This window comes from Streptantibioticus rubrisoli, from assembly GCF_024436055.1.
GTDB lineage: Bacteria > Actinomycetota > Actinomycetes > Streptomycetales > Streptomycetaceae > Streptantibioticus_A > Streptantibioticus_A rubrisoli.
On record NZ_JANFNH010000045.1, the window covers coordinates 36,588 to 59,339 of the forward strand.

Annotated in this window: 21 protein-coding genes, 1 tRNA gene and 1 pseudogene; 8 read left to right on the top strand and 15 right to left on the bottom strand. The window is 70.9% G+C overall.

Translation table 11 applies throughout. The features are described 5' to 3' along the window. Positions 1 to 144: 144 nt before the first annotated feature. Positions 145 to 819, top strand: coding sequence for a Crp/Fnr family transcriptional regulator (locus NON19_RS27170; protein ID WP_255931744.1), 675 nt, complete (start codon positions 145 to 147; stop codon positions 817 to 819). A gap of 445 nt (positions 820 to 1,264) precedes the next feature. Here the strand turns inward: NON19_RS27170 and NON19_RS27175 are convergent, their stop codons facing one another. From NON19_RS27175 to sp36, 4 genes are all read right to left on the bottom strand, one after another. Continuing rightward, positions 1,265 to 2,089 (bottom strand): MBL fold metallo-hydrolase, encoded by an 825-nt coding sequence (locus NON19_RS27175; RefSeq protein WP_303654389.1) that lies wholly within the window; start codon positions 2,087 to 2,089, stop codon positions 1,265 to 1,267. Beyond that, positions 2,089 to 3,006 (bottom strand): NUDIX hydrolase, encoded by a 918-nt coding sequence (locus NON19_RS27180; RefSeq protein ID WP_255931746.1) that lies wholly within the window; start codon positions 3,004 to 3,006, stop codon positions 2,089 to 2,091. The genes NON19_RS27175 and NON19_RS27180 overlap by 1 nt, the downstream gene beginning before the upstream one ends. Positions 3,007 to 3,170: 164 nt before the next feature. Further along, positions 3,171 to 3,632, bottom strand: coding sequence for a RidA family protein (locus NON19_RS27185; protein ID WP_255931747.1), 462 nt, complete (start codon positions 3,630 to 3,632; stop codon positions 3,171 to 3,173). After that, complete coding sequence (sp36, locus tag NON19_RS27190; protein WP_107473996.1) at positions 3,629 to 3,787, bottom strand: Sp36 family protein; 159 nt, start codon at positions 3,785 to 3,787, stop codon at positions 3,629 to 3,631. Before sp36 ends, NON19_RS27185 begins: the two co-directional genes overlap by 4 nt. Positions 3,788 to 3,890: 103 nt before the next feature. On the opposite strand from sp36, the gene bagA reads away from it, so the two are divergent. Together bagA and bagB are read left to right on the top strand one after the other, a co-directional pair. After that, positions 3,891 to 4,934, top strand: coding sequence for an ATPase BagA (gene bagA / locus NON19_RS27195; RefSeq protein ID WP_255931748.1), 1,044 nt, complete (start codon positions 3,891 to 3,893; stop codon positions 4,932 to 4,934). Further along, on the top strand, positions 4,931 to 6,268 hold the full coding sequence (gene bagB, locus NON19_RS27200) for an ATPase BagB (protein WP_255931749.1): 1,338 nt from the start codon (positions 4,931 to 4,933) through the stop codon (positions 6,266 to 6,268). Before bagA ends, bagB begins: the two co-directional genes overlap by 4 nt. Here the strand turns inward: bagB and NON19_RS27205 are convergent. Further along, on the bottom strand, positions 6,250 to 6,579 hold the full coding sequence (locus NON19_RS27205; protein WP_255931750.1) for a WhiB family transcriptional regulator: 330 nt from the start codon (positions 6,577 to 6,579) through the stop codon (positions 6,250 to 6,252). The genes bagB and NON19_RS27205 overlap by 19 nt on opposite strands. A 394-nt stretch (positions 6,580 to 6,973) precedes the next feature. Here NON19_RS27205 and NON19_RS27210 point away from each other — a divergent pair, with 394 nt between their 5' ends. After that, complete coding sequence (locus NON19_RS27210; protein WP_255931751.1) at positions 6,974 to 9,187, top strand: transglycosylase domain-containing protein; 2,214 nt, start codon at positions 6,974 to 6,976, stop codon at positions 9,185 to 9,187. A 105-nt stretch (positions 9,188 to 9,292) separates the two neighbouring features. Here NON19_RS27210 and NON19_RS27215 read toward each other — a convergent pair whose 3' ends face one another. After that, entirely contained in the window at positions 9,293 to 9,757 is a 465-nt protein-coding gene (locus NON19_RS27215) for a GatB/YqeY domain-containing protein (protein ID WP_255931752.1), read from the bottom strand. Between the two features lie 77 nt (positions 9,758 to 9,834). On the opposite strand from NON19_RS27215, the gene NON19_RS27220 reads away from it, so the two are divergent. The 4 genes from NON19_RS27220 (at position 9,835) to NON19_RS27235 (ending at position 14,559) form a co-directional block, all read left to right on the top strand. Next, positions 9,835 to 10,764, top strand: coding sequence for a metallophosphoesterase (locus NON19_RS27220; RefSeq protein WP_255931753.1), 930 nt, complete (start codon positions 9,835 to 9,837; stop codon positions 10,762 to 10,764). A gap of 60 nt (positions 10,765 to 10,824) precedes the next feature. Further along, a tRNA-Pro gene (locus NON19_RS27225) sits at positions 10,825 to 10,898 on the top strand. Positions 10,899 to 11,641: 743 nt separating this feature from the next. Next, positions 11,642 to 12,712 carry a PP2C family protein-serine/threonine phosphatase gene (locus NON19_RS27230; protein WP_372514303.1) on the top strand — a complete coding sequence of 357 codons (1,071 nt, stop codon included), beginning with the start codon at positions 11,642 to 11,644 and terminating at the stop codon, positions 12,710 to 12,712. A 62-nt stretch (positions 12,713 to 12,774) separates the two neighbouring features. Next, the gene (locus NON19_RS27235) at positions 12,775 to 14,559 is read left to right on the top strand and encodes a S9 family peptidase (protein WP_255931756.1); all 1,785 of its coding nucleotides are present in this window, start codon (positions 12,775 to 12,777) and stop codon (positions 14,557 to 14,559) included. Positions 14,560 to 14,612: 53 nt separating this feature from the next. On the opposite strand, the gene NON19_RS27240 is transcribed toward NON19_RS27235, so the two are convergent. The 9 genes and pseudogenes from NON19_RS27240 to NON19_RS27280 all read right to left on the bottom strand — a co-directional run. Further along, a complete protein-coding gene (locus NON19_RS27240; protein ID WP_255931757.1) occupies positions 14,613 to 15,410 on the bottom strand; it encodes an SURF1 family protein in 798 nt (265 codons plus the stop codon). A gap of 49 nt (positions 15,411 to 15,459) precedes the next feature. Further along, a complete protein-coding gene (locus NON19_RS27245) occupies positions 15,460 to 16,593 on the bottom strand; it encodes an anti-sigma factor (RefSeq protein WP_255931758.1) in 1,134 nt (377 codons plus the stop codon). After that, positions 16,590 to 17,225 carry a SigE family RNA polymerase sigma factor gene (locus tag NON19_RS27250; protein ID WP_255931759.1) on the bottom strand — a complete coding sequence of 212 codons (636 nt, stop codon included), beginning with the start codon at positions 17,223 to 17,225 and terminating at the stop codon, positions 16,590 to 16,592. Before NON19_RS27250 ends, NON19_RS27245 begins: the two co-directional genes overlap by 4 nt. A 306-nt stretch (positions 17,226 to 17,531) precedes the next feature. Further along, positions 17,532 to 18,605 (bottom strand): aspartate-semialdehyde dehydrogenase, encoded by a 1,074-nt coding sequence (locus tag NON19_RS27255; protein WP_255931760.1) that lies wholly within the window; start codon positions 18,603 to 18,605, stop codon positions 17,532 to 17,534. Continuing rightward, positions 18,602 to 19,873, bottom strand: a complete 1,272-nt coding sequence (locus NON19_RS27260) for an aspartate kinase (RefSeq protein ID WP_255931761.1) — start codon at positions 19,871 to 19,873, stop codon at positions 18,602 to 18,604. The genes NON19_RS27255 and NON19_RS27260 overlap by 4 nt, the downstream gene beginning before the upstream one ends. Positions 19,874 to 20,093: 220 nt before the next feature. Next, positions 20,094 to 20,771, bottom strand: a complete 678-nt coding sequence (locus NON19_RS27265; RefSeq protein ID WP_255931762.1) for a DUF5063 domain-containing protein — start codon at positions 20,769 to 20,771, stop codon at positions 20,094 to 20,096. A 124-nt stretch (positions 20,772 to 20,895) separates the two neighbouring features. Beyond that, positions 20,896 to 21,495, bottom strand: coding sequence for a recombination mediator RecR (gene recR / locus NON19_RS27270; RefSeq protein ID WP_255931763.1), 600 nt, complete (start codon positions 21,493 to 21,495; stop codon positions 20,896 to 20,898). Positions 21,496 to 21,538: 43 nt separating this feature from the next. After that, positions 21,539 to 21,874 carry a YbaB/EbfC family nucleoid-associated protein gene (locus NON19_RS27275; protein WP_255931764.1) on the bottom strand — a complete coding sequence of 112 codons (336 nt, stop codon included), beginning with the start codon at positions 21,872 to 21,874 and terminating at the stop codon, positions 21,539 to 21,541. A 161-nt stretch (positions 21,875 to 22,035) separates the two neighbouring features. After that, positions 22,036 to 22,752, bottom strand: a pseudogene (locus NON19_RS27280) (DNA polymerase III subunit gamma and tau); the annotation flags it as partial.

Below are 22,752 nucleotides of genomic sequence, written 5' to 3' on the forward strand. Positions count from 1 at the left end.
TGACCATCACGATTCGCGGCACAATCCGACCCCGAAGGACACCGGCGCGGCACTATAGGTCACACTTGTGATCGATAGCACTGTTTTACCGTCCGGCATTATGGGGACTGGACACGGTCGGTGAAATCAACAAGGAGAGACCTCGTGGACGACGTTCTGCGGCGCGCTCCGCTGTTCGCGGCGCTAGACGATGAGCAGGCCGCTGAGCTGCGCGCCTCCATGACGGAGGTCACCCTCGCGCGCGGTGACTCCCTCTTCCACGAGGGCGATCCGGGCGACCGGCTCTACGTGGTCACCGAGGGCAAGGTGAAGCTGCACCGCACCTCGCCGGACGGCCGGGAGAACATGCTCGCGGTGCTGGGGCCCGCCGAGATGATCGGCGAGCTGTCCCTCTTCGACCCCGGACCGCGCACCGCCACCGCGACCGCGCTGACCGAGGTCAAGCTGCTCGGCCTGGGCCACGGTGACCTCCAGGTGTGGATCAACGCCCGGCCCGAGGTCTCGGTCGCGCTGCTGCGCGCCGTCGCCCGTCGGCTGCGCCGCACCAACGACAACATGTCCGACCTGGTCTTCTCCGACGTGCCCGGCCGGGTGGCCAAGGCGCTCTTGGACCTGTCGCGCCGGTTCGGTGTGCAGTCCGATGAGGGAATCCACGTCGTGCATGACCTGACGCAGGAGGAGCTGGCCCAACTGGTCGGCGCCTCGCGCGAGACGGTCAACAAGGCGCTCGCCGACTTCGCGGGTCGCGGCTGGCTGCGTCTGGAGGCGCGAGCGGTGATCCTGCTGGATGTCGAGCGGCTGGCCAAGCGGTCGCGCTGACGCTTGGTCTTCAGGGGGTTGATGTGCGGGGGCTTCGCCCCCGCCCCCCGGGGTGTGGCTGAGGTTGCGTTATCCCGGGGGCTTCGCCCCCGGACCCCCTGCGGGGCTGCGCCCCTGCCCCGTTGGGCTGCGCGTCGGCTCTCCGTGCGGTGGTGGCCTCTTTGGGGCTGCGCCTCGGCCTTCGTTGGGCTGCGCGTCGGTCTTTCTTGCGGTGCGGCCTGGGTTCCTTGGTGCTGCGCCCCGGCCTTCGTTGGGGCTACGTCCCGCATCCGTTGGGGCCTCGGGCCCTGACCCTGCGCTCTTGGGGCTGCGCGTCACGTGCGCGGTTGGGATGCGTCCCGGCGCCCCGGCGCACACCCCCGCACGCGGTTGCGGCTGCCCTGGCACGTCCGTTGGGGCGTCGGCCCCGCACTGTCGCGGCTTCGGGCCTGCCCCCTGCGGTCCCTCAGATGAGGCCGTGTTCGCGTAGGTAGTCGAGTTGGGCCCGTACGGACAGTTCCGCGGCGGGCCACAGGCTGCGGTCGACGTCCGCGTAGACGTGTGCGACGACCTGCGCGGGCGTGGTGTGGCCCTGTTCCACCGCCGTCTCGACCTGGGCGAGCCGGTGGGCGCGGTGCGCCAGGTAGTACTCGACGGCGCCCCGCGCATCCGACAGCACCGGCCCGTGCCCGGGCAGAATCGTTTCCACCGAGCCGTCAGCGGTGAGCGCCCGCAGGTGGCGCAGCGAGTCCAGGTAGTCGCCGAGACGCCCGTCGGGGTAGGCAACCACGGTCGTGCCGCGTCCGAGCACGGTGTCTCCGGTCAACACCGCGCGGTCCGCAGACAGTTGGAAGCAGAGCGAATCCGCCGTGTGGCCCGGCGTCGGCACCACCCGCAGTTCCAGCCCGCCGGTGGTGATCACGTCACCGGCGGCCAGGCCCTCGTCGCCGAGCCGCAGCGCCGGGTCCAGCGCGCGGACGTTGGTACCGGTCAACTCGGCGAACCGGGCGGCACCCGCGGCGTGGTCGGGATGGCCGTGGGTCAGCAGGGTGAGCGCGACGCGCTTGCCCAGTCGCTCGGCGACGGCCAGCACGTTGCGCAGATGCGCCTCGTCCTGCGGCCCCGGGTCGATCGCCACCGCGAGGTCCGAGTCCGGCTCGGAGACCAGCCAGGTGTTCGTGCCGTCCAGCGTCATGGGGGACGGGTTCGGCGCCAGGACGCACACCGCGCGCGCGGTCGCGGGCCCGCCAACGGAGGGCTGGGGGGCGCCGGGCAGTATCGCGGCGGTCATCACTCGGCTCCTGGGGTGTCGCCCGCGGCGACGTTCTCGGACGGCCGCCTCGGTATGCGTCGGGTGAACTCGTCGTGCCCCGGCCAGCTCAACACGATCTCCTCGCCGTCGAGTTGGGCGCGCGCCAGGACGGGGGTCAGGTCGCGGCTGCCGCAGTCCGCGTGGGCGGCGGCGACCGACCCGTACCGGGTCAGCGGCCGCAGCGTGGCGATGGTCGGCGGCATCATCAGCAACTCGCCCCGGTCGTAGCCGGATGCCGCGTCCCGGGGCAGCAGCCACTCGGTGCGGTCGGCCTCACCGGAGACGTCGCGGGTGCGCTGACCCTCGGGCAGCGCCGCGAGGAAGAACCACGTGTCGTAGCGCCGCTCCTCGAACTCCGGGGTGATCCAGCGTGCCCAGGGCCCCAGCAGGTCGGAACGGAGCACCAGGTCGCGGCGGGCCAGGAACTCGGCGAACGAGGACTCACGCCTGACCAGCGCCTGCCGGTCCGCCTCCCAGTCCTCGCCCGTGGTGTCCGCGACGACCGAGTCGGCGTCCGGCCCGGCGAGCAGCACCCCGGACTCCTCGAACGTCTCCCGTACCGCCGCGCACACGATGGCCTGGGCGGCCGCCGCGGAATCGCCGTCCGGCAGCAGTCCGAGCCGTTCGGCCCACATCTGCGGGGAGGGCCCGGCCCAGCCGACGGGGCGCTCGTCGCGCGGGTCGACACCGCCGCCCGGATACGCGTACGCGCCTCCGGCGAAGGCCATGGAGACGCGTCTGCGCAGCATGTGGACCTGCGGTCCGGCCGCGGAGTCCCGCAACAGCAGGACGGTCGCGGCACGGCGCGGTGGTACGGGCGTGAGCGCGCCGCCCGCGAGGGCACGGATCTGGTCCGGCCAGGTCGACGGGAACCACTGCCCGTTGGTCGTGGTCATGCCGTAACGCTATCGCTCGATGTCCGCTATTTCTCCCCCGCCCGCCCACCCGTTCGCCCTCGGCCTTCACCTGCCGTCGCGCCCTGTCCCGTGGTGCGGGTCGAGGACGCGTCGTCGCGAACAGGATGGGCGTGAGCAACCCGCGTGCGGCTACGGCCGGGCGGCTACTCGACCTCGACCTGGATCTCCACCTCGACCGGCGCGTCGAGCGGCAGCACCGCCACGCCCACCGCGCTGCGGGCGTGCACGCCCTTGTCGCCCAGGACCTCGCCCAGCAGCTCGCTGGCACCGTTGAGCACGCCCGGCTGGCCGGTGAAGTCCGGTGCGGAGGCGACGAAGCCGACCACCTTCACGACCCGCTTGATCCGGTCCAGGTCGCCGATCACCGACTTGACCGCGGCCAGCGCGTTGAGCGCGCAGGTGCGGGCCAGGTCCTTGGCCTCCTCAGCGGTGACCTCCGCGCCCACCTTGCCGGTGGTCGGAAGGGTGCCGTTCACCATCGGAAGCTGGCCCGCGGTGAAGACGTAGTCACCGGACCGGACGGCGGGCTGGTAGGCGGCCAGCGGAGGAACGACGTCCGGAAGCTTCAGGCCGAGCGAGGCGATCTTCTCCTCAACCGCGCTCATCCCTGCTTCTCCCTCTTGAGGTAGGCCACCAGCTGCTCGGTGTTCGGCCCGGGGACGACCTGGACGAGCTCCCACCCGTCCTCGCCCCAGGTGTCCAGGATCTGCTTCGTGGCGTGCACGAGCAGCGGCACAGTCGCGTATTCCCACTTGGTCATGGCTGCGACTGTAATGCCTCAACCCGGCGGCACCGCCGCCAGACCGCCACAAGCCGCCCGGCCCGGTGCGTAGATCCAGAACCGACTGGTTAGGCTCACAAGGGTGAGCGCCCAACACTCAGCCGCGCCGTCGGCGCCCCGGCTCCACATCGTGACGGGCAAGGGCGGGACCGGGAAGACCACGGTCGCCGCCGCCCTCGCGCTCGCCCTCGCGGACGAGGGGAAGCGCACCCTCCTGGTCGAGGTCGAGGGGCGCGGCGGCATCGCCCAACTCTTCGAGACCGAAGCGCTGCCCTACGAGGAGCGCAAGATCGCCGTGGCCCCCGGCGGCGGGGACGTCCACGCGCTGGCGATCGACCCCGAGTTGGCGCTGCTCGACTACCTGGACATGTTCTACAAGCTGGGCCGAGCGGGCCGGGCGCTCAAGAAGCTCGGCGCGATCGACTTCGCGACCACCATCGCCCCCGGCCTGCGGGACGTCCTGCTGACCGGCAAGGCGTGCGAGGCGGTGCGCCGCAAGGGCGCCTCCGGCGGACGGGCCTATGACGCGGTGGTGATGGACGCACCGCCGACCGGCCGGATCACCCGCTTCCTCAACGTCAACGACGAGGTGGCGGGCCTGGCCCGGTTCGGCCCGATATACAACCAGGCGCAGGCCGTCATGAGGGTGCTCAAATCGGCCGAGACCGCGGTGCACCTGGTGACGCTGCTGGAGGAGATGCCGGTCCAGGAGACCGTGGACGGCGTCGCCGAACTGCGCGCCGCCGGGCTGCCGGTGGGGGCCGTGGTGGTCAACATGCTGCGGCCCGCGGTACTGGACGAGGCGGCGGTGCGCATCGCCGCCAGCACTCAGCGGCGCGGTCAGCGTGCGGCGGTGGCCAAGGCGCTGTCGCAGGCAGGCCTCGGCGGCGCGCGCCGCGGCGGGCTGGCGGAACGGCTGGTGGACCCGCTACTGGAGCAGGCGCGCGAGCACGCCGAGCGGGTGGCGCTGGAGCGCCGGGAACGCGCCGAGATCGAGGAGCTGGGCCTGCCGACCTACGAACTGGAACTACTAGGCGACGGCATCGAGGTGGGCGGGCTGTACCGGCTGGCCAACTCGCTGCGGGAGCAAGGAATTTCGGGCACCCAGAGGGAGGGCGGGCGATGAGCTGGCAGACACCGTCGCTCGACATCGATCCGCTGCTCGACGACCGCACGACGCGGATCATCGTGTGCTGCGGGTCGGGCGGGGTGGGCAAGACCACGACGGCCGCGGCGCTGGGGCTGCGCGCGGCCGAGCGCGGCCGAACCGTCGTGGTGCTGACCATCGACCCGGCGCGGCGTCTGGCGCAGTCGATGGGGCTCACCGAGCTGGACAACACACCGCGCCGGGTCGCGGGCATTGACGAGTCCGCGGGCGGTCAACTGCACGCGATGATGCTGGACATGAAGCGGACGTTCGACGACATCGTCGTCCAGCACGCCGATCCGGAGCGCGCCCAAGCGATCTTGGAGAACCCTTTCTACCAGTCGCTTTCCGCCGGTTTCGCGGGCACGCAGGAGTACATGGCCATGGAGAAGCTGGGCCAGCTGCGGGCGCGCGACGAGTGGGACCTGATCATCGTGGACACCCCGCCGAGCCGCTCCGCGCTGGATTTCCTGGACGCTCCCAAGCGGCTCGGCTCGTTCCTCGACGGCAGGTTCATCAAGCTGCTGATGGCCCCGGCGAAGGCGGGCGGGCGTGCCGGGATGAAGTTCCTCAACGTCGGCCTGTCGATGATGACCGGTGCGCTGGACAAGGTGGTCGGCGCGCATCTGCTGCGGGACGTGCAGACGTTCGTGGCGGCGATGGACACGATGTTCGGCGGGTTCCGCAAGCGCGCGGACGCCACCTACCGGCTGCTGCAGGCCCCCGGTACGGCGTTCCTCGTGGTGGCGGCGCCGGAGCGGGACGCGCTGCGCGAGGCCTCGTACTTCGTGGAGCGGCTGGCGGCGGAGAGCATGCCGCTGGCCGGACTGGTGCTCAACCGGGTGCACGTCAGCGGTGCCGCGCGGTTGACGGCGGAACGGGCGCTGGCCGCAGCCGAGGCGTTGGAGGATCTGGCGGCGGAGTGGCCAGGCGCCGGAGATCCGGCGCCAAGTGCCGCCAGTGACACGGAAGTTGGGGATCCGGTGGACTGCCCCGCCGTAGAAAATCTTACCGACGACCGGATTGCCGATCGCGACACAGGGAAAGCTGAGGGCAAGACCTTCACCGACGAGGTTTCGCTCACCGAGCCGGACGGGCTGCCCGCGGAGAGCCTGGCGGCGGGCCTGCTGCGGCTGCACGCGGAGCGGATGCAGGTGGTGGCCCGGGAGAGCCGCACCCGCGACCGTTTCGCCTCAGTGCATCCCGACGTGGCCGTCGCCGAAGTGGCCGCGCTGCCCGGTGACGTACACGACCTGGAGGGGCTACGTGCGGTGGGAGAGCGGCTGGCGAAGGGTCAGCCGGCCGCCGCGTAGTCCTCTTCCACGTCGCCGGTCAGCAGGCCCATGCTGCGCTCGTACTCGTGGCGCGCTGTCTCCAGCAGTCTGCGCCAGGAGGTGACCGTCGGGCGGCGTCGCAGCAGTGCCCTGCGCTCGCGCTCGGTCATCCCACCCCAGACGCCGAACTCCACGCGGTTGTCGAGCGCGTCCGCCAGGCATTCGGTACGCACCGGACATCCCGTGCACACCGCCTTGGCCCTGTTCTGAGCCGCCCCCTGGACGAACAGTTCGTCCGGATCTGTGGTGCGGCACGCGGCCTGCGCGCTCCAGTCGGTAACCCAGCTCATGCTGGCGCCGTCCTCTCCCGAATCGGGGCTCCCCCACGGCGGCAGCGGCATATTCACCGTCGCCAGTTGAGGACGTTACGGAAGGAGGACACGACACAACAGCCCTTTCAGGCCCAATCTTGAATGGCCCGAATGGACTATGCGTGCGCAACAGATCACCCAACGGAGTGAGCGTCTTTCAGAGCCGCTTCAAAGGTGACAACTCTGGGCATAACGGTCAGATTGCCAGGGATATCACTCAAGTCCCCTGGCATATGCCGGAATCAGGACAGTTCTCATCACCCACAAGAGTGATGATGAGAGACAAACGCCGAACTCGCTGGTGTGTCGCCTTCCACAGATTAGGCGAACAGGTGGGCGTACGTCCTCAGAATCGACACGTAGGCTGCTCCTCATGGCCTACAAGCGCTCCGGCGGGGGTCTGGCAACGACCCGGCAAGCCGCCAAGTTCCTCGGTGTCAGTGTGCTGTCCGGGGTGGTGCTGGCAGGCATCGCACTGCCCGCCACCGGCGCCATCGGGCTGTCCGCCAAGGGTACGGTGGCGGACTTCAACGCGCTGCCCGGCGAGCTCAAGCGCCCGCCGCTGAGCCAGGCGACCAAGATCCTGGACGCCAACGGAGGCCTGATCGCCACCGTCTATTCGCGCGACCGCACCTCGGTACCGCTCAGCGACATCAACCCCACCATGCAGCAGGCGATCGTCGCCATCGAGGACTCGCGCTACTGGCAGCACGGCGCGATCGACGTGAAGGGCATTCTGCGCGCGCTCAACACCAACGCGGCGTCCGGAGGCGTCTCCCAGGGCGCCTCCACGCTAACCCAGCAGTACGTCAAGAATGTGTTCATCGAGGAGGCCGGTGACGACCCGGACAAGGTCGCACAGGCCACCCAGCAGACCATCGGCCGCAAGATCAAGGAACTGAAGTACGCGATCCAGGTCGAGAAGGAACTGGGCAAGAAGCAGATCCTGGAGAACTACCTCAACATCACGTTCTTCGGCGAACAGGCGTACGGCATTCAAGCGGCTGCCCAGCGGTACTTCAGCACGGACGCCAAGGATCTGACCCTCGATGAAGCGGCCATGTTGGCCGGAATCGTTCAGTCACCCACCCACTACGACCCGCTCACCTATCCCAAGGAAGCGATCGAGCGCCGGAACACGGTGCTCAAGCGGATGGCCGAGCTCGGCGACATCACCCGGGCACAAGCCACCGAAGCCCAGGCCAAGCCGCTCGGGCTGAAGCCCAGCACCCCGAAGAACGGCTGCATCACCGCGGTCAGCGGCGCGGGCTTCTTCTGCGACTACGTGCGCGAGACGTTCCTGAACAACCCGGTCTTCGGCAAGACCCGGGAAGAGCGCGCCAAGCGCTGGACCACCGGCGGCATGACGATCAAGACCACGCTGGACCCGCAGGCCCAGCAGTCCGTCCAGGCCTCCATCAACAAGCACGTCTACCAGACCGACCAGGTGGCCACCGCCGTGACCCTGGTGCAGCCCGGCACCGGCAAGATCGTGGCGATGGGCCAGTCGCGGCCGTACGGGTTCGGGCAGAACGAGACCCAGATCAACTACAGCGTGGACCAGTCGATGGGCGGCGGCCGGGGCTTCCAGTCCGGTTCGACGTTCAAGCCCATCACAGCCGCGGCGGCGATCGACGGCGGCACCGACCCCAACACCGTCTATCCGTCGCCGTATTCGATGCCCTACCCGAGCCCGGTCAACACCTGCGGCAAGCCCTGGGTCAACACCGACGGCTCGACGCTGTCCAACGAGGACAAGTCCGAGGTCGGGCCGATGAACATGCAGAAGGCCACGGCCCTTTCGGTCAACACCTACTACGTGCAGCTCATCAGCGACATCGGGGTCTGCCCGGTGACGACGATGGCGGGGAAGATGGGCGTGCACCGCGCGGACGGCAACCGGCTCGCCCAGGTGCCGTCGATCACCCTGGGCACCCAGGAGGTCAGCCCGCTGACGATGGCCGCGGCGTACGCCACCTTCGCCAACCACGGCGTCTACTGCACGCCGATCGCGATCGAGTCGATCACGGACGCCAACGGCAAGTCACTGCCGGTGCCGCAGAGTTCGTGCACCCAGGCCATGTCGGACAAGACCGCCGCGACGCTCAACACCCTCCTCAAGGGCGTGGTCGAGGACGGCACCGGCAAGCAGGCGGGGCTCTCCGACCGGGACAGCGCGGGCAAGACCGGTACCACGGACAGCCGTTACGCCGCCTGGTTCGTCGGCTACACCTCGAACATGGCCGGGGCGGTCTGGGTCGGCAGCCCCACGAAGAACCTGTCGATGACCAACATCACCATCGGTGGCGTCTACCACGACAAGGTCTTCGGCGCCGACACCCCCGGTCCGATCTGGAAGGACGCCATGAGCGGCGCCCTGACGGGCACCCCGGCCGGGACGCTGCCCACCGTCCCGCTGGCAAGCAGCAACCCGCCGGGCGGCAACCAGAGCCCCAGCCCGAACCCCGGCAACCCGGGGGGCGACCAAGGGAAGGGCAAGGGGCACGGCCATGGCAACCCGTTCCCATGGCCGACGTTCAGCCTGCCGCCGGGACTGCTGGGCGGCGGCCAGAACGGCGGCAACTGACCGTGGGAGCGGGAGCTGTGGTGTGTTTCACGTGAAACACGCGTTCTAACGGCGTGTGGGGCGCCCCCGGAGTCCGGGGGCGCCCCACCGCTTCTCGAAGTCGGATCAGCTGCCCAGGTGCCGCTTGACCTCGGCGGCCACCCGGCCGCCCTCGGCACGACCGGCGACCTTCTGGTTGGCCAGCTTCATGATCGCGCCCATCGCGCGCGGCCCCTCGTTGCCCTGCGCGGCGGCCTCGGCCACCGCTTCGGCGACCACGGTGGCCAACTCCTCGTCGCTGAGCGGCTTGGGCAGGTACTCGGCGAGCACCTCGCCCTCCGCTCGCTCCCGCTCGGCGGACTCCGCACGACCGCCCTTGTCGAAGGCCTCGGCCGCCTCACGGCGCTTCTTGGCCTCGCGGGCGATCACCTTCTCCACCTCGGCGTCGGACAGCTCACGGGCCTCGGTACCCGCGACCTCTTCCTTGTGAACGGCGGTGATGGTGAGGCGGAGCGTGGACGCGCGCAGTTCGTCGCGCGTCTTGATGGCCGCGGTGAGATCTTCCTGGAGCCGGGCTTTGAGCGTGGTCATACCGTGAGTCTGCCATGGGCATGGGGAAGACCGCCGGAAGATTTCCAGCGCTGCCGGGCGTCTGCCACGATGGGCGCATGCGCGCTCGTTATGGGATCCCGCTGGGAATTACGGCAGTCGGCGCGGCCTCGGTGGCGTACGCCGCGGGCTTCGAAGTCCGTTCCTTCCGCCTGCGACGGGTCGAGGTTCCCGTCCTGCCGCCGGGGATGCGGCCGTTGCGCGTGCTCCAGGTCTCCGACATCCACATGGTGAGCGGTCAGAACAAGAAGCGCCGCTGGCTGCAGTCGCTGGCCGGGCTGCGGCCCGACTTCGTGATCAACACCGGCGACAACCTCTCGGACCCCGAGGCGGTGCCCGAGGTGCTGGACGCGCTCGGCCCGCTGATGGATGTGCCGGGCGCGTACGTCTTCGGCTCGAACGACTACTACGGGCCCAAGCTGCGCAATCCGGCCCGCTACCTGGTGGAGCGGGCGCGCGGCAGGCACGGGCTCAACGGCAACCCCCCGGTGCGCGGCGCGATCCACAACCCGTGGCAGGAGCTGCGCGACAGCTTCGACGCGGCGGGCTGGATCGGCCTGAACAACACCCGCGGTCGGCTCAAGCTGAGCGACGGCACGGAGATCGCGCTCACCGGACTGGACGACCCGCACATCAAGCGCGACCGGTACGGGATGGTGGCGGGCGGCCCGTCCGCCGACGCCGACCTGTCCCTCGCCGTGGTGCACGCCCCGTACCTGCGCGTCCTCGACGCCTTCACGGCCGACGGCTACCCGCTGATCCTGGCCGGACACACCCACGGCGGCCAGCTGTGCGTGCCCTTCTACGGCGCCCTGGTCACCAACTGCGACCTGGACGCTCGCCGGGTCAAGGGCCTGTCCACCCATCGCGCGGGCGGTCGCACCGCCTATATGCACGTTTCCGCAGGCTGCGGCACGAACCGGTACACCCCGGTACGTTTCGCCTGCCCGCCCGAGGCCACCCTGCTCACCCTGACCCCCGGCTCCTGACCCCGGCGGAATCGGATTTCGCCTCCGGTCACGAGTCCGCTAGAGTAGAGCCCGTTGCACCGGGGTGTAGCGCAGCTTGGCAGCGCGCTTCGTTCGGGACGAAGAGGCCGTGGGTTCAAATCCCGCCACCCCGACTGGTGAAACACCTGATCAGGGCCAGTCTCCTCTCGCGTGGGACTGGCCCTGGGTCGTTTCTGGGGGCCGCTGGTGTGGCAACCGTCGCTGAGGGCCCTTCGGCTGCGGGAACGCCCAGGGCGTCCGGCAGTTGGGTAGCTTCCGTCCGCTCGCCGGGTGAACGACCGACCCAGCAGACAGTGTTGGGAGGCACCCGGCAGGCGCGGCGAGGGTGTCGGCGGGGAGCGGGGTGGCCGGGGCCGTTCGTTTCACGGTGATCGACCCCGCCGCCGCCAACAGTGGCGGTAGCCGCCCTCACCGGTCGACAAGATCGAGATCGTGCGGCCCTCCGCCACTGGGGCCACGCCGTGCGTCGTTGACCGGTACCGGGTGCCAGGCCGCGGCGTAGCGGGCGGAGGTGATCGGCTGGCAGGGCACGTCGGCCGGGACACGTCACAGCAGGCTCAGGCGTGGGGTGTCGCCGTCGGAGCGCGCCTCGCCCCCAGGTGTCGACGGCCCGCGCTCCAGGAGCCCGCGGGTGCGGCCTGGGACTGGGCAGCCGCGGCGGCGGTATGCGGGACGGCGGCCGTCCCCGCGGTCGGGGCCCTGCGGCCGGGGCCCCGCGGTCTCGGGGCGACGCCGTCGGAGCGTGGCCCGCCCGGCCAGAGTCCATATGTCGGTTTTGCACCGATATGCTAGGCGCATGATCGAGTTTGGGCGGCTACGGCTCCGCCGTCGTCCCCACGGCCGGTTGCCCGCTGAGATGATGCTGCCGGTGATGGCGGCCATCCTCATCGCCAGCCTGGCCTTCGCCACGCCCAGGAGCGTCGCCATCAGCCGCTTCCTGCCCGCGGTGCCCGCCCTCGCCGCCTCCATGTGGCCCGTGCTCCCCACCATCTTGCTGGGCACCTTCTGCCTGCTGCTCATGATCGGCCTCAGCTTCGAGTTCCCCGACCTGGGGACCTGGTACACCGCCGGTGGAATCGTCGCGGTCACCGTGGCGGCCGCGTACGGAAGCCATGTCCGGCTGCAGCGGGAGCAGACCCTCTTCCAGGTCCGGCTCGTCGCCGACGCGGCGCAGCAGGTGGTGCTGAGCCCGATGGCGCGCTGCTTCGGGGGCGTGGAGGTCGAGTCGCTGTACATCGCGGCCGCGGCGGAGGCCCGTATCGGCGGCGACTTCTACGAGGTGGCCGAGACGCGGTTCGGGGTGCGGCTGCTCATCGGTGATGTGCGGGGCAAGGGCCTGCCCGCGGTCGGGGCGGCCGCGGCCGTGGTCAACTCCTTTCGGGAGGCGGCCTACGACCATCCCGACCTGTGCGACCTGGCGCGTCGGCTGGAGTCCAGCAGCGCCCGGTACACCGCCGCGTTTCCCCCCGACGACCTGGTGGAGCGCTTCGCCACCGCCCTGCTGGTGGAGATCCCGTACGAGGGCGGCCACATCAAGATCCTCAACTGCGGACACCCCCCGCCACTGCTGCTGGGCCACGGGCGACTACGTGTCCTGAGACCCAGCGATCCCTCGCCGCTGCTCAACCTCCGTGAGCTGATCGGCGATCAGTACACCGTCGACACGGTCACCTTCGGCCCCGGCGACCAGTTGCTCCTCTACACCGACGGTGTCACCGAGGCCCGCGACCACGCCGGGGAGTTCTTCCCGCTGGCGGAGTGGATGGAGCGGCAGACCGCGACGCGGCCGCGCGAACTGCTCGACGCGCTGCACCACGACCTGCTGCACCACAGCAGCGGAGGCCTCGACGACGACATCGCCGCCCTGGCCGTCCGCTGGAACGAGGACGCGGCCCCGTACACCGGCCAGAGGGGCCGCGCCGCGTGAACCCGTCGCACGGCGGGATACCGCCGGTTCGGATGCCGGGCGGTCAGGTTTGAATGGAAGGCATGAGTGATGTCTTCGCTGGCATGCCGGACTGGGAGAAGCGCTTCCGGGCGCCGCGCGTGGGGTTGCCGGAGTGGGCGCAGGACGCGCCGCACCGTTCGCTGTACGTGTCCAACGCCACGGGCACGTACGAGCTGTACGCCTGGGACCGGAGGACCGGTGAGCGGCGGCAGGTCACCGACCGGCCGAACGGCACCACGGACGGGACGCTGAGCCCGGACGGGGAGTGGATCTGGTGGTTCTCGGACACCGACGGGGACGAGTTCGGGGTCTGGATGCGCCAGCCGTTCGCCGGTGGAGACGACGAGCCGGGGGTGCCGGATCTCGCACCGTCGTATCCGGCAGGGCTCGCCCTGGGACGGGACGGCACGGCGGTGGTCGGCCGGTCACTGGACGACGAGGGCACCTCGATCCACGTGGCCAGGCCCGGCCGGCCGGCCGAGACGGTCTACCAGCACCCGCAGTCAGCGGGCGTCGGCGACCTCAGCGAGGACGGCACACTGCTCGCCGTCGAGCACACCGAGCACGGTGACGCCATGCACGCGTCGCTGCGGGTGATGACGCTGGACGGCGCGACCGTCGCCGAGCTGGACGACACCGCGGGCGGTGTGCGGGAGCTGGGCCTTGAGTGCCTGGGGTTCGCCCCGGTCGCCGGTGACAGCCGACTGCTCGTCGCCCACCAGCGGCGCGGCCGATGGGAGCCGATGATCTGGGACGTCGCCACCGGCCAGCAGAGCGAGCTGGCGATCGGCCTGCCCGGCGACGTGGCCGCCGAGTGGTTCCCGGACGGCTCCGCCCTGCTGGTCGAGCACACCTACCAGGGCCGCAGCGAGCTGTGGCGGTACGGGTTCGCCGACGGCGCGCTGACCCGGGTCCCCACCGACCCCGGCACGATCAGCGCGGCGACGGCCCGCCCGGACGGCACGGTGGAGTTCCTGTGGTCGTCGGCCGCGCTGCCGCCCACCGTACGGTCCAGCACCGGCGCGACCGTGCTGGAGGTCCCCGGCTTCACGGCACCGCCGTCGGTGCCCGCCCGGGACGTGTGGGTCGACGGGCCGGGCGGCCGGATCCACGCCTTCGTCCAACAGCCGCACGGCGACGGGCCGTTCCCGACGGTGTTCGACATCCACGGCGGCCCGGCCTGGCACGACAGTGACGCGTTCGCGGCGGCTCCGGCGGCCTGGATCGACCACGGCATCGCGGTGGTACGGGTCAACTACCGCGGCTCGACCGGGTATGGGCGGGAGTGGACGGACGCGCTCAAGCACCGGGTCGGGCTGATCGAGCTGGAGGACATCGCGGCGGTACGGGACTGGGCCGTCGCCTCCGGGCTCGCGGATCCGGCCAAACTGGTGCTGGCGGGCGGCTCCTGGGGCGGCTACCTCACCCTGCTCGGGCTCGGCACCCAGCCGGAGGCGTGGGCCGCGGGCATCGCGGCGGTCCCGGTGGCGGACTACCTGGCCAGCTACGAGGACGAGATGGAGGCGCTCAAGGCGCTGGACCGCACGCTGTTCGGCGGCTCACCGCAGGAGGTGCCGGAACGGTACGCGGCCTCGTCACCGCTGACGTACGTGGAGCAGGTGCGGGCGCCGGTGTTCATCTCGGCCGGGATGAACGATCCGCGCTGCCCGATACGGCAGATCGACAACTACATCGAGCGGTTGGCGAGCCTGGGCAAGGTGCACGAGGTGTACCGGTACGACGCCGGTCACGGGTCGCTGGTGGTCGAGGAGCGGATCAAGCAGCTCCGGCTGGAGATCTCGTTCGCACTCGGCGTTCTGGGGTGATCGCCAGCCCCTCGCCCGTCCCTTCGCCGTCGGCCTCCGCTCGCCGTCGCGCCCTACCGCGCTGTGGCTGGCTCCTCGGGGACCAGCCCCAGCGCCAGGTCGCGCTGGACCTCAGCCTCCCGGCGGACCAGCCGGATCCAGATGAAGACCACGAAGCCCGCGAAGACAAACCACTCGCCGGTGTAGCCCAGGTTCTGGAACGCCCGCATGTCCAGCCCGGTGTTGGGCGCGGCGGCGGGCGGCACCGGCTTCATCGGCGCCGGGCTCTGCGCCAGGGTGACCCAGCCGTCGTAGACCGGGTACGGCACGAGATTGACCAGGGAGGCGGCGCTGATCATGCCGAGCTGACCGGCCGGCAGCCCGCCACCGGAGTCGACGCCGTTGTCGCCGACCCCCTCCGACGCCTGGAGCGTCCCGCGCACCGTGGTCTGCCCGCTCGGGGCGGGAGGGATCGCACCGGGCGCGGAGGCGTTGCCGGGCATCCAGCCGCGCACCACCGCCAGCGCGCCGCCTGACGTGCGCAGCGGGGTGAGGACGTAGAAGCCCTGCCTGCCGTCGAGCGTCCGGCCCGGTACCAGCAGCTGGTGCGCGCTGTCGTAGTGACCGGTGGCGGTGACCGTGCGGCCCGCGGAGGCCTCGGTGACCTGCGCCTTGACGTTCGGCAGCAGGTCGGGCAGCGCGACCGCGTCGGCGGCCGAGGGCTTGGGCGCCTGCTCGGCCGCGTGGTGCTGGGCGACCCGTGCGTCGAACCGGCCGAGCTGCCACGTGCCCATGAAGACGCAGAACGGGATGGCGAGCAGGACGAACAGGTGGATCCCCAGCCAGCGGGGGGTCAGCAGGAACCGGTACACCCCATCAACGGTACGGGCAGTTCGCAGGCCGCCAGAACCCGGCCCCGGGCTACGAGGCGGGCAGCGCGGGCGTGCGGTAGACCGTGCCCGCGCAGGCCCCGTTGATGGTGGTCGAGGCGGTGCTGGGGGGACCGGAGTCGGGAATGTTGGACAGCGTGATGCCGCCCGCCGCCGGGGGCGAGGTGGGCGTACCGCCGCCCGACGAGGAGTCGGCGGGCGCCTGGGCGTTGCCGGTGGCAGGGGTGTTGCCCGAGGTACCGGCGTCGGTGGTGCTCGGCCCGGTGTTGCCGGAACTGGTGGTTCCGGCTGAGCCGCCGCCGGTGGTGGACCCGCCGGTCGAGGGCGCGGCGCAGCCGGAGGCGCCGCCGCCCGCGGCCGGGATCCAGGCGAAGTCCACCTGGTACGCCTTGCCCGGGGGCAGCGTCACGCTGTCCGGCGCGGTGGCCGGGTCGGGGAGCAGGCCGCTGGCCGGGTCACCCGCGGTGTGGTCCACCACCTGGATCCTGCTGGGGTCGGTGGAACCCTGGGCGGTGACCGAGATCTGGCCCTCGCCGGAGACGGTACAGCTGGTGTTGGAGACGTTGACGACCCGGAACGAGCCGTAGACCCGGCCCTCCTGGTCGGGCGCGCCGGTCTGTGCGCTGCCCCGGCCGAGCTGGCCGCGGGCGCAGGTCGGCGAGGCGACGGTCATCAGGCCCCCGGTCGGCGCGGTGCTGCCGCGGCTGCCGGAGCGGCTGGCCGAGGGCAGCGGGCTGGGCCGCGCCGTGCTGCCGCCGCCCGCTCCGCCGCCGGTGACCGTACCGGCCGGGTCCGACGTGCCGCCGCCGGTGCCCGGACCGCCCAGGGCGCCCGGGCTGCTGACAGCGGTGTGGCTGCTGGCGTTGGCCGCGCCCACGGTGTCGGTGCCGCCGGTGGTGGCGGCGTGCAGTACGGCGGGGACGGCGGTGCCGACCAGCAGAACTCCGGCGGCGGCGCCGACCATGGCCTGACGGCGGCGGGTGCGGCGGGCCGGGATCGCGTGGCGCAGCCGGTCGAGCGCTTCGGGGCCGGGCTCCAGGTCCCGTACCGCGTCCCGCATCAGTCGGCGCAGCGCGAGCTCGTCGAAGGCGTCGGCGGTGTTGTCGGGGTGGTTGTGTTCAGGCATTCCGTCGGGGACATCGGGATCGGAAGGGTGCTGGGTCATGCCGGCGCCTCCATGGCGACGCGGAGCGCGGCGATGCCGCGGGAGCCGTACGCCTTGACGGAGCCGATCGATATGCCGAGCGTCTCGGCGACCTGCGCCTCGGTCATGTCCGCGAAGTAGCGCAGCACGAGCACCTCGCGCTGGCGGCGCTGCAACCCCCGCATGGAGCGGATGAGTTGGTCACGCTCCAACTGCTCGTAGGCGCCCTCCTCCGCGCTGGCCATGTCCGGCATCGGCTTGGACAGCAGCTTCAGTCCGAGGATGCGGCGGCGCAGCGCGGAACGGGAGAGGTTGACGACGGTCTGGCGCAGGTAGGCGAGGGTCTTCTCGGGTTCACGGACCCTGCTACGGGCCGAGTGGACCCGGATGAAGGCCTCTTGGACCACGTCCTCGCAGGAGGCGGTGTCATCAAGGAGCAGTGCGGCGAGGCCGAGCAGCGACCGGTAGTGGGCCCGGTAGGTCTCGGTGAGGTGGTCGACCGTGGTACCAGCGGCCATGGCGCCCTCAGCGCCCACGGCCTCGGAGGGCAACTTGGCGACCGGCCATGGCGCGATCACCGGCAGACCGCCGGGCGCCGAGGGGCGCTTTGCACGCGTGCTCGCGGGTTTGCCGAGTGCGGGGGCGTCGCCCACGGCCCCCCAGGTTGCGATCCCGACTGCCTCTGCCACGACTGTTGGACGCACATCCCCTGGCCAGGGTTGTACGGCTTCCCCATGCGTACCAACTCATCCCCACTGTCCCGGTTTTCCCGATCCCCGACGAGTCGCGTCTGTGGCAGGGCACTGACACAAAGACGCTCCCCGCCAACTGCCGGTTGCGGCAAGGCGGGGAGCGAAATTGTCGAACGCGGTGAGTCTCCGCATCAAGCGGTACAGACCATCAGGTTCGTCACAGGTTCTTCACAAACAGGCGGGGTTGGCGGCCAGGCCCCCGAACCCCTAGGCCGCCGAGGTCAGTTCGGCCGCGACCAGTTCGGCGATCTGCGCGGTGTTCAGCGCCGCGCCCTTGCGCAGGTTGTCGCCGCACAGGAACAGGTCCAGCGCGTACGGGTCGTCCAGCGCCCGGCGCACCCGGCCCACCCAAGTGGGGTCGGTGCCCACCACGTCGGCGGGGGTCGGGAACTCGCCCTCCGCCGGGTTGTCGCAGACCACGACGCCCGGCGCGCTGCCCAGGATCTCGTGCGCCCTGGTCACCGTCACCTCGTTCTCGAACCGCGCGTGCACGGAGAGCGAGTGGGTGGTGATCACCGGCACCCGCACACAGGTGGCGTTCACCCGCAGGTTGGGCAGACCGAGGATCTTGCGCGACTCGTTGCGCACCTTCAGCTCCTCGGACGACCAGCCCTCGTCCTTCAACGACCCGGCCCACGGCACGACGTTGAGCGCCAGCGGCGCCGGGAACGGCCCGAACTCGCCCACCGCGCGGCGGACATCGCCCGGCTGGGTACCCAGGTTCGTACCGCCGACCTTGCTGATCTGCTCGCGCAGCGTGTCGATCCCCGGCTGCCCGGCGCCGGACGCCGCCTGGTACGAGGAGACCACCAGCTCGGTCAGCCCGAACTCGGCGTGCAGCGCGCCCATCGCGACGATCATCGACAGCGTGGTGCAGTTGGGGTTGGAGATGATGCCGCGCGGCCGCAGCCGGGCGGCGTGCGCGTTCACCTCCGGGACGACGAGCGGAACGTCCGGATCCATGCGGAACGCACCGGAGTTGTCGACGGCGACCGCGCCCTTGCTGGCGGCGATCGGCGCCCACTGCGCGGAGACCTCGTCCGGTACGTCGAACATCGCCACGTCGACGCCCTCGAAGGCCTCCTCGCTCAGCGCGATGACCTCGACCTCCTCACCCCGCACCACGAGCTTGCGGCCCGCCGAGCGCGGCGAGGCGATCAGCCGGATCTCGCCCCAGACGTCCTCACGGGACGACAGGATGCCCAGCATCACGGTGCCCACGGCACCGGTGGCGCCGACCACGGCCAGGGTCGGCTTGTCCTTGCGGTCGGTGGCGGTCATCGGCCGGTACCTCCGTAGACCACGGCCTCGTCGCTCTCGCTGTCCAGGCCGAACGCGGTGTGCACGGCGCGCACCGCCTCGTTGACGTCGTCGGCGCGGGTGACCACCGAGATGCGGATCTCCGAGGTGGAGATCAGCTCGATGTTGACCCCGGCGTTGGACAGCGCTTCGAAGAAGCTCGCGGTGACTCCCGGGTTGGTCTTCATGCCCGCGCCGACCAGCGAGATCTTGGCGATCTGGTCGTCGTAGCGCAGCGACTCGAAGCCGACGGCGCCCTTGGTCTTCTCCAGCGCCTCAAGGGCCTTGCGGCCGTCGGTCTTGGGCAGCGTGAAGGAGATGTCGGTCAGACCGGTGGACGCGGCGGAGACGTTCTGCACCACCATGTCGATGTTGATCTGGGCGTCCGCGATGGCACGGAAGATCGTCGCGGCCTCGCCCGGCTTGTCCGGCACCCCGACGACCGTGACCTTGGCCTCGGACGTGTCGTGGGCAACCCCCGAGATGATCGCCTGCTCCATCGGCTGGTCCCCTTGCGGTTCGCTACTGACCCAGGTCCCCTTCAGCCCGGAGAAGGACGAGCGGACGTGGATCGGGATGTTGTATCGGCGTGCGTACTCGACGCACCGGTGCAGCAGCACCTTTGAGCCGGAGCTTGCCAGCTCCAGCATGTCCTCGAACGAGATCCAGTCGATCTTGCGGGCCTTCTTCACCACCCGCGGGTCGGCGGTGAAGACACCGTCGACATCGGTGTAGATCTCGCACACCTCGGCGTCCAGCGCGGCGGCGAGGGCCACCGCGGTGGTGTCGGAGCCGCCCCGGCCCAGGGTAGTGATGTCCTTCTTGTCCTGGGACACCCCCTGGAAACCGGCCACGATGGCGATGTTGCCCTCGTCGATGGCGGTCCGGATCCGGCCCGGCGTGACGTCGATGATCCGCGCTTTGTTGTGGACCGAGTCGGTGATGACTCCCGCCTGGCTGCCGGTGAACGACTGTGCCTCGTGTCCGAGGTTTTTGATCGCCATCGCCAGCAGTGCCATGGAGATCCGCTCTCCGGCGGTCAGCAGCATGTCGAACTCGCGACCGGCAGGGATCGGAGAAACCTGCTGCGCCAGATCGATCAGCTCGTCCGTCGTGTCACCCATCGCCGAGACCACGACGACCACCTGGTGGCCGCTCTTCTTGGCATCGACGATCCGCTTGGCGACGCGCTTGATGCCCTCGGCATCCGCAACGGAGGAGCCGCCGTACTTCTGCACGACAAGGCCCACGTGCGCTCCTCGCAACTGTGTCTTCTGGGGGCTGCCCCAGATCCCCGTTTCGGGGTATGCGTTCGGCTCAGTCTAACGAGCGGGCGGAATCCACCGCGTATGTATCAAAGTGTGAGACGCAAGGCTCACTCCATGATCAGCCGCTCAGCCGCTTGCGCCGCGAGCCTGCCCGCTACGCGGCGGCCCACACGAAGACGTGCCCTACCTCACAAATCGTCCGTCAGCCCTCACGCCCGCCGAGCTCGGCGGCCATGACCTTCCCGGCCTCCTCGGCGAGCTGCTCCTCGCCGACGGAGTCGTCCGTGTCCAGCCCGTCCAACTCGTCCAGCGGCGAATCCAGCCGGACATGGGCGACCAGCGACTGCAGCGCACGCAACGAGGCGCTGGCGGTCGGCCCCCAGTTGGACAGGTAGGAGAACTGCCACCACCACAGCGCCTCGCTGACCCGGCCCTCCCGGTAGTGCGCCAGACCGTGGTTGAGGTCGGTGACCACGTCCGCCAGGTCGTCGGAGATCCGGCAGGCCACCGGCATGCTGCGCGGCACGTACGGATCGAAGACCTCGGAGTAGACGTCCACCGGTTCCAGCAGGGCGGCCAGCCGCTCCCGCAGCTCGTCGGCGTCCGGCTCCGGGCCGACGTCCGGCTCATAGCGCTCGTCCGGAACGATGTCCTCATGAGCGCCCAGGCGGCCTCCGGCGAGCATCAGCTGGGAGACCTCAAGGAGCAGGAACGGTACGGCGCTGTCCGGTTCGTCGCCCTTGGCCACTTCACGGACCGCGACGATGAAGCTCTCGATCTGGTCGGCGATCTGGACCGCGAAGTCACCGGGATCCCCGGACTGCTTCGGGTCGCGCCCCTTCAACCGGCCGCCGCCGTTGCGTACTGCGGTGTCAGACATCGAACAGTCGTCTCCCTTCGAAGGCACGCCCAACGTGACCTCGTCGGCAGCAGTATGTTCCGCGTCCCCCGCACCGCTCGACCCCGGGGGGTTTACGCGTCGCTGAACGCTCCCTGGCATGACATCACACATCGAGCAGCCGCCTCCCCTCGAAGGCCCGGCCCAGTGTCACCTCGTCCGCGTACTCCAGGTCGCCGCCCACCGGCAGACCACTGGCCAGCCGGGTCACCTTCAGGCCCATCGGCTTGACCATACGGGCCAGATAGGTGGCGGTGGCCTCGCCTTCGAGGTTCGGGTCGGTGGCCAGGATCAGCTCGGTCACCGTGCCGTCCGCGAGCCGGGCCAGCAGCTCCCGTATCCGCAGGTCGTCCGGGCCGACGCCCTCGATCGGGCTGATCGCGCCGCCGAGCACGTGGTAACGGCCCCGGAACTCCCGGGTCCGCTCGATCGCGACCACGTCCTTGGGCTCCTCGACCACACAGATCACCGCGCGGTCGCGGCGCGGATCCTGACAGACCCGGCACTGCTCGCTCTGCGCGACGTTGCCGCAGACCGAGCAGAACCGCACCTTCTCCTTGACCTCGGTCAGCGCGTGGGCGAGCCGCCGCACGTCCGTGGGGTCGGCCTGGAGGATGTGGAAGGCGATCCGCTGGGCGCTCTTGGGACCGACGCCGGGCAGCCTGCCCAGCTCGTCGATGAGGTCCTGGACCACGCCTTCGTACACGGAACGCCTTCTCTCTACGGTGTGCGGTTGTGCGGGCCTGCGATCAGAAGGGCAGGCCCGGGATGCCGCCGCCCAGGCCCTGGGCGAGCGGGCCGAGCTTGGCCTGCTGCAGTTCCTGCGCCTTGCCGTTGCCGTCCCGCACGGCGGCCAGGATCAGGTCGGCGAGGGTCTCGGTGTCCTCCGGGTCCACCGCCTGCGGGTCGATGACCAGGCCGCGCAGTTCACCGGCGCCGCTGATCGTGGCCTTCACCAGACCGCCGCCAGCGGTTCCCTCCACCTCGGCCTCGGCCAGTTCTGCCTGGGCCGCGGCGAGGTCCTGCTGCATCTTCTGCGCCTGCTGCAGCAGCTGTTGCATGTTCGGCTGACCACCGGGGATCACGGGTTCGCTCCTGCCGTCCGTACGACTACCTCTTACGTATGCGCGAGCCTACGTGCTCGAACGGCGCAGCGCGCTACGCCGTGCGGAGGACGCGCGTGGCGGCGCGCGCCCGCCTCAGCACCACGCTTTCACGGCTCGCGCGATGGCGAAACCGCTGCCGCTCACTCGTTGGTGATCTCCTCGATCACCGTGGCGCCCAGCTCGCGCACGATCAGGTCGTGCCCGCTGAGCGCGGTGTCGTCGAGATCGGGGTCGTCCTCCTCGGGGATGTCGTCCTCGATGGCGACTCGCGGCGGCGCCTCCGGCGCGGGCGCGGCGGGCGGTGCGGCGGGCGCCGGGGCGGCGGGGGCCGCCGGAGCCGCGGGCCGCGCCGGTGCCGGGGCGGGCGGTGCGGGGCGCTGGCCACCGCCGAAGCCGCCGCCGGACGGGCTGGCGGGCGCGCCGCCACCCGAACCGCCGAAGCCGCCCGAACCGCCTGGGGAGGCTGGGCCGCCCGCGCCTCCGGACGGGTCGACGATCGCCTCGATCTTCCACTGCACGCCCAGCGCGTCGCTGACCGCCTGCCGCAGCACCTCGTCACTGCCGCCGTTCACAAAGCTGTCGCGGGCGCCGGGGTTGGCGAAGCCGAGTTGGAGCGTGGTGCCGTCGAAGCCGACGACCTGGGCGTTCTGGCTGAGCAAGATCCAGGTGAAGCGGCGCCGGTTCTTCACCGCCTCCAGGATGTCCGGCCACAGCTGCCGCACCCGGGACGGATCGCCCACCGGCGCGGTCCCGGAAGCCGCCGCGGGCTGCGGGGCGGGCGGCTGGGCGGCGGGGGCCGCCGGAGCGGGCGGTGCCGCCGCGGTGGGCCAGGCGCCGGGGCGGGCGCCCGCGGCGGG

Bases quoted from the DNA above. Each gene is read 5' to 3' on its own strand.
- NON19_RS27175 (WP_303654389.1), bottom strand. From the start codon at position 2,089: ATGACCGCCGCGATACTGCCCGGCGCCCCCCAGCCCTCCGTTGGCGGG.
- NON19_RS27215 (WP_255931752.1), bottom strand. From the start codon at position 9,757: ATGACCACGCTCAAAGCCCGGCTCCAGGAAGATCTCACCGCGGCCATC.
- NON19_RS27180 (WP_255931746.1), bottom strand. From the start codon at position 3,006: ATGACCACGACCAACGGGCAGTGGTTCCCGTCGACCTGGCCGGACCAG.
- NON19_RS27220 (WP_255931753.1), top strand. From the start codon at position 9,835: ATGCGCGCTCGTTATGGGATCCCGCTGGGAATTACGGCAGTCGGCGCG.
- NON19_RS27235 (WP_255931756.1), top strand. From the start codon at position 12,775: ATGAGTGATGTCTTCGCTGGCATGCCGGACTGGGAGAAGCGCTTCCGG.
- NON19_RS27230 (WP_372514303.1), top strand. From the start codon at position 11,642: ATGATGCTGCCGGTGATGGCGGCCATCCTCATCGCCAGCCTGGCCTTC.
- NON19_RS27205 (WP_255931750.1), bottom strand. From the start codon at position 6,579: ATGAGCTGGGTTACCGACTGGAGCGCGCAGGCCGCGTGCCGCACCACA.
- bagB (WP_255931749.1), top strand. From the start codon at position 4,931: ATGAGCTGGCAGACACCGTCGCTCGACATCGATCCGCTGCTCGACGAC.
- sp36 (WP_107473996.1), bottom strand. From the start codon at position 3,787: ATGACCAAGTGGGAATACGCGACTGTGCCGCTGCTCGTGCACGCCACG.
- NON19_RS27210 (WP_255931751.1), top strand. From the start codon at position 6,974: ATGGCCTACAAGCGCTCCGGCGGGGGTCTGGCAACGACCCGGCAAGCC.
- NON19_RS27185 (WP_255931747.1), bottom strand. From the start codon at position 3,632: ATGAGCGCGGTTGAGGAGAAGATCGCCTCGCTCGGCCTGAAGCTTCCG.
- NON19_RS27255 (WP_255931760.1), bottom strand. From the start codon at position 18,605: ATGACCGCCACCGACCGCAAGGACAAGCCGACCCTGGCCGTGGTCGGC.
- NON19_RS27265 (WP_255931762.1), bottom strand. From the start codon at position 20,771: ATGTCTGACACCGCAGTACGCAACGGCGGCGGCCGGTTGAAGGGGCGC.
- NON19_RS27245 (WP_255931758.1), bottom strand. From the start codon at position 16,593: ATGACCCAGCACCCTTCCGATCCCGATGTCCCCGACGGAATGCCTGAA.